The 14,921-nt window shown below is 63.7% G+C and carries 11 protein-coding genes and 1 pseudogene; 9 read left to right on the top strand and 3 right to left on the bottom strand.

The features are described 5' to 3' along the window. Positions 1-34: 34 nt before the first annotated feature. The 6 genes and pseudogenes from HU748_RS04700 to HU748_RS04725 form a co-directional block, all read left to right on the top strand. On the top strand, positions 35-943 hold the full coding sequence (locus HU748_RS04700; RefSeq protein ID WP_186719557.1) for an AraC family transcriptional regulator: 909 nt from the start codon (positions 35-37) through the stop codon (positions 941-943). A 49-nt stretch (positions 944-992) separates the two neighbouring features. Beyond that, entirely contained in the window at positions 993-1,331 is a 339-nt protein-coding gene (locus HU748_RS04705) for a VOC family protein (protein WP_186664576.1), read from the top strand. Positions 1,332-1,567: 236 nt separating this feature from the next. Then, entirely contained in the window at positions 1,568-1,816 is a 249-nt protein-coding gene (locus HU748_RS04710; RefSeq protein WP_186719428.1) for an ankyrin repeat domain-containing protein, read from the top strand. 31 nt (positions 1,817-1,847) lie between these two features. Next, positions 1,848-2,840 (top strand): hypothetical protein, encoded by a 993-nt coding sequence (locus HU748_RS04715; RefSeq protein WP_186711333.1) that lies wholly within the window; start codon positions 1,848-1,850, stop codon positions 2,838-2,840. A gap of 378 nt (positions 2,841-3,218) precedes the next feature. Then, complete coding sequence (locus HU748_RS04720; RefSeq protein ID WP_186664569.1) at positions 3,219-4,805, top strand: ABC-F family ATPase; 1,587 nt, start codon at positions 3,219-3,221, stop codon at positions 4,803-4,805. Between the two features lie 263 nt (positions 4,806-5,068). Continuing rightward, positions 5,069-5,895, top strand: a pseudogene (locus tag HU748_RS04725) (UDP-N-acetyl glucosamine 2-epimerase); the annotation flags it as partial. Here HU748_RS04725 and HU748_RS04730 read toward each other — a convergent pair. Then, a complete protein-coding gene (locus HU748_RS04730) occupies positions 5,893-7,191 on the bottom strand; it encodes an ATP-binding protein (protein WP_186664567.1) in 1,299 nt (432 codons plus the stop codon). The pseudogene HU748_RS04725 and the gene HU748_RS04730 overlap by 3 nt on opposite strands. Before the next feature lie 6 nt (positions 7,192-7,197). Further along, positions 7,198-7,899, bottom strand: a complete 702-nt coding sequence (locus HU748_RS04735) for a response regulator transcription factor (protein ID WP_186719429.1) — start codon at positions 7,897-7,899, stop codon at positions 7,198-7,200. A 260-nt stretch (positions 7,900-8,159) separates the two neighbouring features. Between HU748_RS04735 and HU748_RS04740 the strand changes: the two genes are divergently transcribed. From HU748_RS04740 to mobA, 3 genes are all read left to right on the top strand, one after another. Continuing rightward, a complete protein-coding gene (locus HU748_RS04740) occupies positions 8,160-9,329 on the top strand; it encodes an efflux RND transporter periplasmic adaptor subunit (protein ID WP_186719430.1) in 1,170 nt (389 codons plus the stop codon). A gap of 11 nt (positions 9,330-9,340) precedes the next feature. Beyond that, positions 9,341-12,463: an efflux RND transporter permease subunit gene (locus tag HU748_RS04745; protein WP_186719431.1), complete on the top strand. Its 3,123-nt coding sequence runs from the start codon at positions 9,341-9,343 to the stop codon at positions 12,461-12,463. A gap of 61 nt (positions 12,464-12,524) precedes the next feature. Next, positions 12,525-13,097 (top strand): molybdenum cofactor guanylyltransferase MobA, encoded by a 573-nt coding sequence (gene mobA, locus HU748_RS04750; protein ID WP_186719432.1) that lies wholly within the window; start codon positions 12,525-12,527, stop codon positions 13,095-13,097. Positions 13,098-13,184: 87 nt separating this feature from the next. Here mobA and HU748_RS04755 read toward each other — a convergent pair whose 3' ends face one another. Then, positions 13,185-14,867 carry an AMP-binding protein gene (locus tag HU748_RS04755; protein ID WP_186719433.1) on the bottom strand — a complete coding sequence of 561 codons (1,683 nt, stop codon included), beginning with the start codon at positions 14,865-14,867 and terminating at the stop codon, positions 13,185-13,187. Between the last annotated feature and the right edge of the window lie 54 nt (positions 14,868-14,921).

The following is a 14,921-nucleotide window of genomic DNA, read 5'->3' on the forward strand; positions in this document are numbered from 1 at the left end:
GGCAGTGACACAGACCGATACCCGCTGTGCGCGCATGGTGCAGTTGCTCACGCAGCTCGCGCCGATGGAAGGCTATAACCTCAGCGCGCTGCAAGACGTACGCTTCCTGCGCTCGAACCGGCCGCTGAGCCATGTGCCGGTGCTTTACGAGCCCGGCATCGTTATCCTCTGCCAAGGCTGCAAGCGCGGCTACCTGGGTGACGAGGTGTATGTGTACGACGCTCGGCACTACCTGGTGGTGTCGGTTCCTGTGCCCTTCACCATGGAAACCGATGCCAGCAAAGACGAGCCGATGCTGGCCATCTACATACGCCTGGACCTGCAACTGGCCAGCGAGCTGACCTTGCAGGTGGACGAACTGCTGGGCAGCAGCAGCGAACCGCCGCAGGGCATGTACGCCTCGCCCATGGACGATGCGCTGCAGACCACGACACTGCGCTTTCTTGAAGCCATGACCATCGCGAGCGACGCACAGATCCTCGGCCCGGCGCTGGTGCGTGAAATCTACTACCGCATCCTCTCTGGCGCCCAGGGCGGCTCGCTGCGTGCAGCCTTGAGTCGGCACGGCCATTTCGCCAAGGTGACCCGCGCCCTGCGCACCATTCACAGCCGCTACCGGGAGCATCTGGACGTCGAGTCGCTGGCCCGCGAGGCCAGCATGAGCGTGCCCAGTTTCCATCGACACTTTCGCAGCGTGACCAACACCTCGCCCATGCAGTACCTGAAGTCGGCCCGTCTGCACCAGGCCCGGCTGCTGATGCTGCACGACGCCTTGAGCGCATCGGCAGCCGCCTTCAGCGTCGGCTATGAGAGCCCCTCGCAGTTCAGCCGCGAGTTCAAGCGTTTCTTCGGGCGTACGCCACAAGCCGAGATCGACTGGATGAAGGCGACCTACGCACTGCCCGCCCCCTCTGGCTCACCCCTCTACGTTTCCTCCCATTGAGCAAGGCGCTATCATCGGCCAATCCCTGCCCCGCCATTCGGAGAACACCATGCCGCTGAGCCCCCTGTTGCGTTGCCATGACCTGCAGAAAACGCGGGAGCATTACCGCGATACCTTGGGTTTCGAAGTTGCTGATTCGCAGCAAACGACGCTGACCGTGCACCTCGACGACAACCGGATCGTGTTCACCGAGCAAGACCTGTGGGGCCATTCACCGCAATGCACGGGCACGTTCTATTTCGTGATCGCCGATGTCGATGGGTATTTCGAACGCGTGCGCGATAAAGCCGAGATCGCATGGCCACTTCAGAACATGCCCTACGGCTCGCGAGAGTTCGGCGTGCGTGACTGCAATGGCTACTTCCTGGCGTTCACCCAGGCGCGCTGAGGTCTGGACGGCCTCTTGCCTCTTCTGATCGGGAGGCCTGCCGTCCGTTGTCAATCAACTACACATGAAACAACGCACCTCCAATAATGCGACGCACTTCACAATAGTAAAACCGATAGTTCCGCGACATTAAGCTGCGCCAATTCCGAATAACAAACTCATGATGTAGCGCCATTAACGCTGCTCAAGCCTTCACAGCTTGGTCAGTTCGCGTTCAACTCGCTGGATGACGCTTGATGGGCCTGTGCCCCATCGATGCAACCAATAATGATGGCCAGACCGCACTTCCGTTCGCAGCCCTGTTCGGCCGCCTCGACATCCAGGCCGAACGGGTACAACGCGGCGCCGACCCGCTGCACAGGGACGTCAGGGGCAATACGGCGATGATGATCAGCCAATCCCAGGGTAACGATGCGACGGTTGCAGCTTTGAGGGCAATCGCAGGTCATTGGAGGCTAAAGATTTCTTACCAGGCGGCGATATAGCTGGCGATATACCACCATAAAGGATGATGCCGTGAAGGTTCGCAACGCCGCTGCCGGAGCATGCGCTCTACTGGCGCTGGCCGGATGCTCGGAAAGCCAGCTCGACTACCGAAACGCCGAGGTCAACAACGGCCTGATCTACGCAGGCTCGGAAAACAAGCCCTTCACCGGGCTGGTCACCAACGTTCCGGAAAACTTCATGCGGGCCAACAATGGCTACATGGACACGCTGTTCAACCTCAACCAGACCCTCAAGAGCCTGAGGTCCGACCGCAACATGTACATGGGCCGTAACTTCGTGTGCGATGCCCAGGTCGAAAAAGGCTTCATCTCCGGTGATGTCTCCTGCTACCAGGCCAAGTCGCGGACACTGCGCTACACCGCGCAGTACAAGGACGGCAACATGGACGGCGCCCTGCAGATCTACGCCATCGATGGCCAGACCCGCCTGGCGAAGGCGGCGTTCAGCCAGGACCTGATCGATGGCAAGGTCGAGTTCTGGAGCCCGAATACCGGCAAGCTGGTCTACCTGCGCACGGCCCGCAACGGCAAATCCGACGGGGTGCAGGAGAACTACGATGAGAACAGCGGCCAGACGACCTACAAGGCCAAGGCCAGCAACGGCCAGCTGATCGGGACTGTCGAGCGATTTTCCGCGCAGGGCAAGCGCGTTTCAGAGGTTCCCTACGACAACGGCACACCCCATGGCGTTGCCCATGAATGGGACGCCAACACTGGCAACATGACCAAGCTGATCACCTTCGATCACGGGGTCTGGACCGGTGAATACCAGGAGTGGGCGGCGGACGGATCGCTGACTGCCCATCGGGTCTACGCCCGCAACGTGATGATGGAAGACAAGCTGGCGCCCGCCCAGGACGCAATCGCCGATACCGACGTCGACAAATGCGTTGCCGGACTGGTCGAAGCGTTTCGTGCTGAAAACGGCGAGGAAGCATTGATCCGGCATGACCAGATCGCCGAATGGGAGTCGGACTGCGGCAAGGCGCCCTGGATGGAGTGATCGTCACTGCAGGCGCCCTCTCGCAGGTTCCGGGATGGCGCCCCGCCCTCCTCGCACGGGCAGGCTATTTGTCCGGCGTGCCGCAAAGTGGCTGTGGATCAATCAACCAGGTGATACAATCCGCGCCCTCGAATCAGCGCATGAAGCGCTGAGCCTCCGTGAACGTCGCAGTACGCCCCGCGCAAGCCTGATACCGGGATCGCTCCCACTGGCCCCGGCACCTGGATGTCGCCCGCTACACCACGCGAATGGACTGCCGCTCCTCCTTGGCCTTGGGTGAGCGGGAAAAGCTGCCGCCTCGCGTCAAGCCACTCCGCAAGGGTTCAGGCGTGACGAAAGGCCATTCATACACCTCTGGAACTCCCGCAGGACAAGTACTTGATTTCTACAGCCAATATCACGATGCAGTTCGGCTCCAAGCCGCTCTTCGAGAACGTCTCGGTCAAATTCAACAACGGCAACCGCTATGGCCTGATCGGGGCCAACGGCTGCGGCAAGTCGACCTTCATGAAAATCCTCGGCGGCGACCTGGAGCCGTCCGCCGGCCAGGTGATGCTCGAGCCCAACACCCGCCTGGGCAAGCTGCGTCAGGACCAGTTCGCCTACGAGCAGTTCAGCGTCATCGACACGGTGATCATGGGCCACGGCCAACTGTGGAAGGTCAAGGCCGAGCGCGACCGCATCTACTCGCTGCCGGAAATGACCGAGGAAGACGGCATGGCCGTCGCCGAGCTTGAAACCGAATTCGCCGAGATGGACGGCTACACCGCCGAATCACGCGCCGGCGAGCTGCTGCTGGGCCTGGGCATTCCGCTGGAGCAGCACTTCGGGCCGATGAGCGAAGTAGCGCCGGGTTGGAAGCTGCGTGTGCTGCTGGCGCAGGCACTGTTCTCCGATCCGGACGTGCTGCTGCTGGACGAACCAACCAACCACCTGGACATCAACACCATTCGCTGGCTGGAGAACATTCTCACGGCGCGTAACAGCACCATGGTGATCATTTCCCACGACCGTCACTTCCTCAACAGCGTCTGCACCCACATGGCCGACCTGGACTATGGTGAGCTGCGCCTGTTCCCGGGCAACTATGACGAGTACATGACCGCCGCCACCCAGGCGCGCGAGCAGCTGCTGTCGGACAACGCCAAGAAGAAAGCCCAGATCGCCGAACTGCAGACCTTCGTCAGCCGCTTCTCGGCCAACGCCTCCAAGGCCAAGCAAGCCACCTCGCGTGCCAAGCAGATCGACAAGATCCAGCTGGCCGAGGTCAAGCCCTCGAGCCGGGTCAGCCCGTTCATCCGCTTCGAACAGACCAAGAAGCTGCACCGCCAGGCCGTGGTCGTGGAAAAGATGGCCAAGGCGTTCGACGACAAGGTGCTGTTCAAGAACTTCGACATCACCATCGAAGCTGGCGAGCGCGTAGCGATCATCGGCCCCAACGGCATCGGCAAGACCACCTTGCTGCGCACGCTGGTAGGCGAAATGCAGCCCGATGCTGGCTCGGTCAAGTGGACCGACAGCGCCGAGGTGGGCTACTACGCCCAGGACCACGCCCATGATTTCGAAGACGATGTCACGCTGTTCGACTGGATGGGCCAGTGGACCAGCGGCGAACAGGTGATTCGTGGCACCCTGGGGCGCATGCTGTTCTCCAACGACGAGATCCTCAAGTCGGTGAAGGTCATCTCCGGCGGTGAACAGGGCCGCATGCTGTTCGGCAAGCTGACCCTGCAAAAGCCCAACGTGCTGGTGATGGACGAACCGACCAACCACCTGGACATGGAGTCGATCGAAGCACTGAACCTGGCGCTGGAGAATTACCCGGGCACGCTGCTGTTCGTCAGCCACGACCGTGAGTTCGTCTCGTCGCTGGCCACGCGGATCATCGAGCTGTCGGCCGATGGCGTGGTCGACTTCAGCGGCACCTATGACGACTACCTGCGTAGCCAGGGTGTCGTGGTCTAAGCCAGACCGCCTTCATCGACACTGCGCCGCCTTTTTCGCGGGCAAGCCTGCTATCACCCCGGTGGTAGCAGGCTTGCCCGCGATGCGTTGGGCGTGCCGCAAAGCGCTTGAACCCCCGCAATACATGGCCTTCGCGATAGCCACCGGCCACTACCCGGCGAATTGGACAACCTCGCCATCCCCTGCTTGTATCTACCCTCTACGTTCTACACGCAGACGTGAATCGCACAACTTCGTACAGGGAATAGGACGAGGACGCGACGATGGCTCACACCGTCATGATGGTATTCGGCACCCGCCCCGAAGCAATCAAGATGGCACCCCTGGCACGGGTGCTGCGCGAATGGCCGGAGATCGACCTGCACATCTGCTCCACCGGTCAACACCGGGAAATGCTCGAGCAAGTGCTGACCGCCTTCGGTCTGTCGGTCGATCAGGACCTGAAGGTAATGACCCAGAACCAGACCCTCAATGGTCTGTCACGTGACCTGCTGGGCAGCCTCGACAACGCCTACGAACAGGTCCAGCCTGAGATCGTGCTGGTGTATGGCGATACCACCACCAGTTTCATCGCCGGCCTGGCCGCGTTCCATCGCCGTATCCCCATCGGTCATGTCGAAGCCGGCCTGCGCACCGGCAACCTTCAGCAACCCTGGCCAGATGAAGCCAACCGGCGCCTGACCGGCGTGCTCGCCGACCTGCATAGCGCATGATCCTCATCACCGGCCATCGCCGGGAAAACTTCGGCGCCGGCTTCGAGCGTATCTGCCTGGCACTCGCCGAACTGGCCCTGCGCTATCCGGACGTACAGTTCGTCTACCCGGTACACCTCAACCCGCAGGTGCAGAAATCGGTATACGGCGTGTTGTCCGGGCGGGACAACATTCACCTGGTCGCACCGCAGGACTACCAGCACTTCGTCTGGTTAATGGCCCGCGCACACCTGATCCTCACCGACTCAGGAGGGGTGCAGGAAGAAGCCCCGGCGCTCGGCAAGCCCGTGCTGGTACTGCGCAAGGTGACCGAGCGACCGTCGGTGCTCGAAGGCGGTACGGTCAAGCTGGTCGGCACCCAGACCGAACGTATCCTAGCCTGCCGGCAGGCGGATCCTGAACTGCGCGCCCCCCAGCGAAGACTGCGCAACCGTCAAGGTTCCACCCTGCCCCTCGATGGCCCTGCGGCTGATCGCCAACCCCAGCCCAAAGCCGCCGGTGCTGCGGTCCCGACTGCGATCCAGGCGATAGAATGGCTGGAAGATTCGCTCACGCTCCTCAGGCGGTATGCCAATCCCGTCATCCTCGACCGTCAGCAGGCAAGCCCCGTCCGCTTCCAGCTTCAATCGCAGCAGCAAGCTCTCGTCGCAGTAGCGCATGGCATTGCGCACCAGGTTCTGTACCGCCCGCGCGGTCAGTCGAGGATCGAGCACGAAACGTGGCAGCTTGTCGTCGGCACGCACCTCCCATCTGATCCCGCGACCATCGAGTTCTTCGGCAAAGCTGCCCAGTACACTGTCGACCAGTTCCAGCAACGACACCTCGACGCGCTCGCGCACCTGGTCGGCGTTCTCCAAACGGCTGTACGACAGCAGCTCAAGCACCAGCTCGTCCAGCTCACGCACATGCCCCACCAGCTCCAGCAAGCGCTTGCGGCTGGCCGGCGGCACTTCGTCGAACAGCAGCACCAGGCCGAAATCCAGGCGGGTCAACGGTGTGCGCAGCTCATGCGAGACCGCGTTGAGCAGCTCGCGCTGCTGGTTGACCTGGCGCTCCAGGTCGCCGGCCATGGTGTCGAACACCCCGGCCAGCTCGCCGATGTTCGAGCGCGGCGAGATCTGCGTACGCTCCGCCATCTCCCCGCGCCCCAGGCGCCGCGCGGTTTCCTTGAGCCGTTCCAGGTCGCGCCAGTGTGGCCAGACCCACAGCAGCAAGCAACCCAGCATGGCGGCACCGATCAGTACCGTGACGCCCCACGACAACACGTTGATGTCGAGCGGATCCGGCGGCGAGTGCAGGCGCACCAGCCAGTCCTTGTCCAGCGGCGCCAGCACGGTTTCGTAATAACCCCAGTCGGCGATGCGCACCGCATACAGCCCGTGCTCCAGCCGCGCACGCTCCTGCGGCGCAAGGTCGGCGGCGTCCATGCGCAGCAGTTGCACCTGCAAGGGCGCGAAGGCCGCGGCCAGGTCCTGCTCCACCGATGGCCATTGCTCACGCGGCGCCTGGTGAAACTGACGGACGATCAAAGATTGCACGCCCTTGGCCTGATCAAGGTTGTAGGCCATGAAGCGTTCGTGAAACGCACCGACGATAGCGTCGGGAATCAGCAGCAAGGCTCCGGCATAGGCGACGATGATCACCAGGTACAGGCGCACCAGGATCTTGAGCATGGCGCGTCAGTACTCCCACTCGACCCGGCTGAACAGATACCCCTTGCCCCACACGGTCTTGATCTTGCGGGCTTCGCCGGCGTTGTCGTCAAACTTGCGCCGCAGCTTGGAGATGGCTACGTCCACTGAACGGTCGGTACCGTTGAACTCGATGCCGCGCAATTGCTGGAGGATGCGGTCGCGGCTGAGCACCTCGCCGGCATTGCGGGCCAGCACGACCAGCAGGTTGTATTCGCCACTGGACAGCTCGACCTCGCTGCCGCGCCAATTCACGCTGCGTTCGGCCAGGTTGATGCACAGGCCGCCGACCTGGATCAGCTCGCTGTCCAGGCACGGTTCATTGACACTGCTGCGGCGCAGCAAGGTGCGTACCCGGGCCAGCAGTACGCGGGGCTCGCAGGGCTTGGTCACGTAGTCATCGGCCCCCATTTCCAGGCCCAACACTTGATCGTGACTGTCGTCACGGGCCGTCAGCATCAGGATCGGCAGGCTTTGCGACTCCTGGCGCAGCAAGCGACACACCTGCAGGCCATCCAGGCCGGGCAGCATCAGGTCGAGCACCACCAGGTCGGGGCGCTGGCGACGAAACTCGTCGAGCACATGATCGCCACGGGCGATGACCCGGACATGGAAATCGTTGCGTTGCAGGTAGCTGGCAATCAGTTCGGACAGCGCGCTGTCGTCTTCGACCAGAAGGATGTTTGGCATGTGGGTCGTCATGAACAGATAGGCTTGAGACCTTACCGCCGTCATTGCCGGACAAGCCCGCGCCTACAGAGGCTGCGACTACCTGTGGAAGCGGGCTTGTCCGGCGATGGGGCCAGTGCAGTCAGTTGCTCGCAGGATATAGAATCCTACGCTCCACACGGCACGAGCCTTACACTTTTTCACACACGGCGTACACAGCTTAACAGCCCATGCGCGAGCGCCTGCCTTAGCATAGCGGCGATCCTATCCGGAAGATCCGTATGTCCATTCCCTTCTCCAAGTGCCCTTGGGCGATTCTCGCCTTGCTCACACTGGCCCTGACCGGCTGCAACGACGCCCCCGAACAGGACGCGCAAGCACCCTCCCCCCAGGTGCGGGTCGAAACCGTGCAGTTGCAGGCCCTGGCCATCAGTACCGAACTCAGCGGGCGTATTCTCGCGCCACGCACCGCTGAAGTCCGCGCCCGGGTTGCCGGCGTGGTGCTCAAGCGGGTGTACCGCGAAGGCAGCGACGTCAAACAGGGCGATGTGCTGTTTCTCATCGACCCGGCGCCGTTCAAGGCCGACCATGACAGCGCCCGCGCCGCGCTGGCCAAGGCCGAAGCTACCTTGTACCAGGCGCGCTTGCAGGAGCAGCGCTATCGCGAACTGGTCGACGACAAGGCCGTGAGCCGTCAGGAATATGACAATGCCCGCGCCGCCTTCCTCCAGGCGGACGCTCAGGTGGCCGAGGCCAGGGCCGCGCTCGAACGCGCGCGGCTCAACCTGGGCTATGCCACGGTCACTGCACCGATCTCCGGACGGATTGGCCGTGCGCTGGTCACCGAAGGGGCGCTGGTCGGACAGAGCGAAACCACCGCGTTGGCCGTCATCCAGCAACTGGACCCGATCCACGCCGACGTGACCCAGTCGACCCGCGACCTCAACGCCCTGCGCCGCGCCATGCGCGCAGGCGAGCTGCAGCAGGTCGGCCGGGACCAGGCCCGCGCCACCCTGATCCAGGACGACGGCAGTGCCTATCCGCTGCCGGGCAAGTTGCTGTTCTCCGATATCAGCGTCGATCCAAGCACCAACCAGATCACCCTGCGCAGCGAATTCCCCAACCCCGATCTCGATCTGTTGCCCGGCAGCTACGTGCGTGTGCGCCTCGAGCAGGCCCTGCAGCCCAAGGGCATCAGCGTGCCACAGCGGGCGATCCTGCGTGACAGCGCCGGCGTGCCCAAGGTGCTGGTGGTCGATGCCCAACAGCGCATCGAAGAACGCCAGGTGGTGCTGGGCAATGCCCAGGGCGACCGCTGGATCGTCAGCGAAGGCCTGGCCCCCGGCGAACAGGTGGTGGTCGAAGGGCTGCAGCACGTCAAGGCCGGCGACCAGGTCCGGGTCGATACCGGCAAGGCGGCCACCCCCATCGTCCAGCGCAACGGCCAGTGAGGGCCTGATCCATGCCGCAATTCTTCATCGATCGCCCGATCTTCGCCTGGGTGGTCGCGTTGTTCATCCTGCTCGCCGGCGCCCTGGCCATCCCGCAATTGCCCGTGGCCCAGTACCCCAATGTCGCGCCACCGCAGGTCGAGGTGTACGCCGTCTACCCAGGTGCCTCGGCGCAGACCATGGACGAAAGCGTGGTCAGCGTGATCGAGCAGGAGCTCAATGGTGCAGACAACCTGCTGTACTTCGAATCCCAGAGCAGTCTGGGCAGCGCGACCATCACCGCCACCTTCGAGCCGGGCACCGTCCCTGACCTGGCCCAGGTCGATGTGCAGAACCGCCTCAAGGTAGTCGAGTCACGCCTGCCGCGGCCCGTCACCCAGCAGGGCCTGCAGGTGGAGAAGGTCTCCACCGGCTTCCTGCTGCTGGGCACCCTCACCTCCGAGGACGGCAGCTATGACGAGATCGCCCTGAGCGACCTGCTGGCGCGCAACGTGATGAACGAGATCCGTCGCCTCAAAGGCGTCGGCAAGGCACAGCTGTATGGTTCGGAGCGGGCCATGCGCATCTGGATCGACCCGGCGAAGCTGGTCGGCTTCAAGCTCACGCCCCAGGACGTCGCCGACGCCATCGCCGCGCAGAACGCCCAGGTTGCGCCAGGCAGCATCGGTGACCTGCCCGCCCGTGCGACCCAGGAAATCACCGCCAACGTGGTGGTCAAGGGCCAACTGAGCACCCCAGAGGAGTTCGCGGCCATCGTGCTGCGGGCCAACCCGGATGGCTCGGTGGTCACCGTGGGCGATGTGGCGCGGGTCGAGATCGGTGCCCAGGAATACCAGTACGGCACGCGCCTGAACGGCAAGCCCACCAGCGCCTTCAGCGTCAAGCTGTCGCCGGGGGCCAACGCCATGGAGACCGCGACCCTGGTTCGCCAGAAGATGGATGAGCTGGCGCGCTACTTCCCGGCCGGGGTGAAGTACGACATCCCCTACGACACCTCGCCATTCGTCAAGGTCTCGATCCAACAGGTCATCAGCACGCTGTTCGAAGCCATGCTGCTGGTGTTTGCAGTGATGTTCGTGTTCCTGCAGAACATCCGCTACACACTGATCCCCACGCTGGTGGTTCCGGTGGCGCTGATGGGCACCTTCGCGGTGATGCTGGCGTTGGGTTTCTCGGTCAACGTGCTGACCCTGTTCGGTATGGTGCTGGCCATCGGCATCCTGGTGGACGACGCCATCGTGGTGGTGGAGAACGTCGAGCGGATCATGGCCGAGGAAGGCCTCTCGCCGAAGGCGGCTACGCGCAAGGCCATGGGCCAGATCAGCGGTGCGATTGTCGGCATCACGCTGGTGCTGGTGGCGGTATTCCTGCCAATGGCCTTCATGAAAGGCTCGGTGGGCGTGATCTATCAGCAGTTCTCGTTATCGATGGCAGTGTCGATCCTGTTCTCGGCGTTCCTCGCCCTGAGCCTCACCCCGGCACTGTGCGCCACCCTGCTCAAGCCAGTGGCCAAGGGCGAGCATCACGCACGCAAGGGCTTCTTCGGCTGGTTCAACCGCCGCTTCGAGGGCATGAGCAATGGCTACCAGCGCTGGGTCGCCCACGCCCTGGCACGCAGTGGGCGCTACCTGGTGCTCTACGGGCTGCTGGTGGCGGTGCTGGCCTATGGCTTCAGCCAGTTGCCGAGTGCCTTCCTGCCGACCGAGGACCAGGGCTACACCATCACCGACATCCAGCTCCCGCCGGGCGCCAGCCGCATGCGCACCGAGCAGGTGGCGGCGCAGATCGAGGCGCACAACGCCGCAGAGCCCGGCGTGGGCAACACCACGCTGATTCTCGGCTTCAGCTTCTCAGGCAGTGGGCAGAACGCCGCGCTGGCGTTCACCACGCTGAAGGACTGGTCCGAGCGCGGCGCCGACGACAGTGCGCAATCGATCGCCAACCGCGCCACGATGGCCTTCTCCGAGCTCAAGGATGCCGTGGCCTATGCCGTGCTGCCGCCACCAGTCGACGGATTGGGCGAGTCCACAGGTTTCGAGTTCCGTCTGCAGGATCGCGGCGGCCTGGGTCATGCCGGATTGATGGCAGCCCGTGACGAACTGCTGGCCAACGCACGCACGAGCAAGGTGCTGGCCAACGTGCGCGAGGCATCGTTGGCCGAAAGCCCGCAGGTACAACTGGAAATCGACCGACGCCAGGCCAACGCCCTGGGGGTCTCCTTTGCCGACATCGGCGCCGTGCTCAACACCGCGGTAGGCTCGAACTACGTCAACGACTTCCCCAACCTGGGCCGCATGCAGCGCGTCGTGGTGCAGGCCGAGGGCGACCAGCGCAGCCAGGTCGAGGACCTGTTGAAGATCCACGTGCGCAACAGCAGCGGCAAGATGGTGCCACTGGGGGCGTTCGTCCAGGCCCGCTGGCTCAGCGGCCCGGTGCAACTGACCCGCTACAACGGTTACCCGGCAGTGTCGATTTCCGGGGAACCGGCAAGCGGCTACAGCTCCGGCGAGGCGATGGCGGAAATCCAGCGCCTGGTCGACCGACTGCCAGCCGCCAGCGCACTGGAGTGGACCGGCCTGTCGTTGCAGGAACGTCTCTCGGGTAGCCAGGCGCCCTTGCTGCTGGTCCTGTCGCTGCTGGTGGTGTTCCTGTGCCTGGCAGCGCTCTACGAGAGTTGGTCGATCCCTACTGCGGTGTTGCTGGTGGTGCCGCTGGGTGTGCTTGGTGCCGTGCTCGCGGTAACCCTGCGCGGCATGCCCAACGACGTGTTCTTCAAGGTCGGCCTGATCACCTTGATTGGCTTGTCGGCAAAGAACGCGATCCTGATCATCGAATTCGCCAAGAGCCTGGTGGATCAGGGCGTCGATGCGGCGGATGCGGCGATGCAGGCCGCACGCCTGCGCCTGCGCCCGATCGTCATGACATCGTTGGCGTTCATCCTCGGCGTCGTGCCGCTGGCCATTGCCCGCGGCGCAAGCTCAGCCAGCCAGCAGGCCATCGGCACCGGGGTGATCGGCGGGATGCTCAGCGCGACGCTGGCGGTGGTGTTCGTACCGGTGTTCTTCGTGGTGGTGATGCGGTTGGCCGGCAAGCGCCGCGCCGAAACCGACCTTGCCGCAACCCACGACACCTGACTGGACAAGCCAGGCGTTGAATGAGAGGGTTCCGGGCATCGACTGCCCGGGACCCTTTTTCATGCCTGCCGCCCTGCCCCCCTGCTCAATCCTCATCCTCGCCGGTGGCCGTGGCCAGCGCATGGGCGGTCGCGACAAGGGCCTGGTGCCATGGCGCGGCGAACCGCTGATCGCGCACATCCATCGGGTGGTGCGGGGGCTGAGCGACGACCTGGTGATTTCCTGCAACCGCAATCAAGCGGCGTATGCGGCATACGCCGACCAGTGTGTGGGCGATGCCGAGGTGGATTATCCCGGGCCACTGGCCGGCGTCATTGCCGGGCTGAAGGTGGCCAGCCATGAGTGGGTGGTGGTGTTGGCCTGCGACGCACCGTTGATCGACCGGGCCTTGATCGATGCATTGCGCGGGTTGGCTGCCCGCCATGACAGCGCTGCAATGGTGCGCCAGGGGGGGTATTGGCAACCGATGTTCTGTGTACTGCCCCGGCAAGTGTTGCCCGTGCTGGAGCGGGCGTGGCAGCACGGTGAGCGGAGTTTGCAGAAAGCGCTGTTGCTGAAGCCGATTCAGGGGTTGGAGTGTGCCATCGACGATGGGCGATTGAGCAATTTCAACAGCCCGGAATGGTTGCAGTGACGGCACAGGCCACATCGCGGGGCAAGCCCGCTGCCACAGGCACAGCGTGAGCACTTGTCCCGCGATAGGACCATCGGCCGCCCCCAGTCAACCGGCTGATACCCCACCCAGTTCCTCGACACTGATCTCGCGCATCCGAAACTTCTGCACCTTGCCCGTCACCGTCATCGGAAACTCATCGACGAAGCGAAAATGCCGAGGCACCTTGAAGTGCGCGATGCGCGACTTCGCCCATTCGCGCAACTCCTCGGCACTGGCGCTGTGCCCTGGATGCAGTCGCACCCAGGCGACGAGCTCCTCGCCGTACTTGCTGCACGGAATGCCGATCACCTGCACATCGGCCACCGCCGGGTGGGTGAAGAAGAACTCCTCCAGCTCACGTGGATAGATGTTCTCGCCACCGCGAATGATCATGTCCTTGCTGCGCCCGACGATACGCACGTAACCCTGCTCATCCATGACCGCCAGGTCGCCGGTACGCATCCAGCCTTCGGCGTCGATGCTCTCGGCCGTGGCCGTCGGGTTGTTCCAGTAGCCGAGCATGACGCTGTAGCCCCGGGTGCACAGCTCACCGATCTCGCCGCGCGGCAGGGTATTGCCATCGGCGTCGATGACCTTGCTCTCCAGGCGGGGTTGGGTGCGGCCCACGCTGGTCACACGGACCTCCAGATCATCCTGCGGGCCGGTCTGCAATGACACCGGGCTGGTTTCGGTCATGCCATAGGCGATCTGTATCTCGACCATGTGCATTTCGTCGATCACCCTTCGCATCACCTCGATCGGGCAGGTGGCACCGGCCATGATCCCGGTGCGCAGGCTGGAAAGGTCGAATTCGTTGCGGCGCGGGTGGTCCAGCTCGGCAATGAACATGGTCGGCACGCCATACAGCGCGGTGGCGCGCTCCTCGGCCACGGCTTGCAGGGTGAGCAAGGGATCGAAGGCATCGTTGGGGTAGATCAGCGTGCTGCCGTGGGTCATGCAGCCGAGGTTGGCCATGACCATGCCGAAGCAATGGTAGAGCGGCACCGGCACCACCAGGCGGTCATGCTCGGTCAGGCGCAGGCTCTCGCCGACCATGTAGCCGTTGTTGAGGATATTGTGGTGGCTGAGCGTCGCGCCCTTGGGGAAGCCGGTGGTGCCGGAGGTGTACTGGATATTGATCGCCTCGCTCGGGCGCAGGCTCGCCTGGCGGCGGCCAAGGGCCTCGGCACTGACTTCAGCGGCGCGAGCCTGCAGGTCACACCAGGCAAGAAAGCCTGGTGCAGGCTTTACCGCCAGGCTGATCACCCCGCGCAGCTCCGGCAGGCGCTCGCAGCGCACTGCCCCGGGCTTGCTGGCAGGCAATCCGGGCACCAGGTCGCGGAGCATGGCGTGATAGTCGCTGGTCTTGAACGCATCGGCGCAGATCACCCAGCGGCAGCCGGACTGGCTCAGGGCATAGTCGAGCTCACTGCTGCGATAGGCCGGGTTGATATTGACCAGGATCGCACCGATCTTGGCACTGGCGAACTGGGTGATGCACCACTCGGCGCAGTTGGGGGCCCAGATGCCCAGGCGATCGCCCGCTTGCACGCCGAGCGCCATCAGCGCGCGGGCGTGCTGGTCGACGGCATCGGCCAACTGGCGCCAGGTGTAGCGCCGTTGCTGGTGACGCACCACAAGAGCCTCGCGGTCGGGGAAGCGGGCGACGGTGGCATCGAAGGCGTCGCCGATGCAGTGGTCGAGCAAGGGCTTGCTGCAGTCGCCCTGGGAGTAGCTTGGCTGGGGCATGGCGTTCTCTTGTTGTTCTTGTGTTGTCTGGACTGGCCTCTTCGCGGGCAAGCC

Origin of the sequence: Pseudomonas sp. RW3S2, from assembly GCF_014268955.1 — a bacterium.
GTDB classification, from domain to species: Bacteria; Pseudomonadota; Gammaproteobacteria; order Pseudomonadales; family Pseudomonadaceae; genus Aquipseudomonas; species Aquipseudomonas wayambapalatensis.

Bases quoted from the DNA above. Each gene is read 5' to 3' on its own strand.
- HU748_RS04745 (WP_186719431.1), top strand. From the start codon at position 9,341: ATGCCGCAATTCTTCATCGATCGCCCGATCTTCGCCTGGGTGGTCGCG.
- HU748_RS04740 (WP_186719430.1), top strand. From the start codon at position 8,160: ATGTCCATTCCCTTCTCCAAGTGCCCTTGGGCGATTCTCGCCTTGCTC.
- HU748_RS04710 (WP_186719428.1), top strand. From the start codon at position 1,568: ATGGGCCTGTGCCCCATCGATGCAACCAATAATGATGGCCAGACCGCA.
- HU748_RS04735 (WP_186719429.1), bottom strand. From the start codon at position 7,899: ATGCCAAACATCCTTCTGGTCGAAGACGACAGCGCGCTGTCCGAACTG.
- HU748_RS04705 (WP_186664576.1), top strand. From the start codon at position 993: ATGCCGCTGAGCCCCCTGTTGCGTTGCCATGACCTGCAGAAAACGCGG.
- HU748_RS04730 (WP_186664567.1), bottom strand. From the start codon at position 7,191: ATGCTCAAGATCCTGGTGCGCCTGTACCTGGTGATCATCGTCGCCTAT.
- HU748_RS04700 (WP_186719557.1), top strand. From the start codon at position 35: ATGGTGCAGTTGCTCACGCAGCTCGCGCCGATGGAAGGCTATAACCTC.
- mobA (WP_186719432.1), top strand. From the start codon at position 12,525: ATGCCTGCCGCCCTGCCCCCCTGCTCAATCCTCATCCTCGCCGGTGGC.
- HU748_RS04755 (WP_186719433.1), bottom strand. From the start codon at position 14,867: ATGCCCCAGCCAAGCTACTCCCAGGGCGACTGCAGCAAGCCCTTGCTC.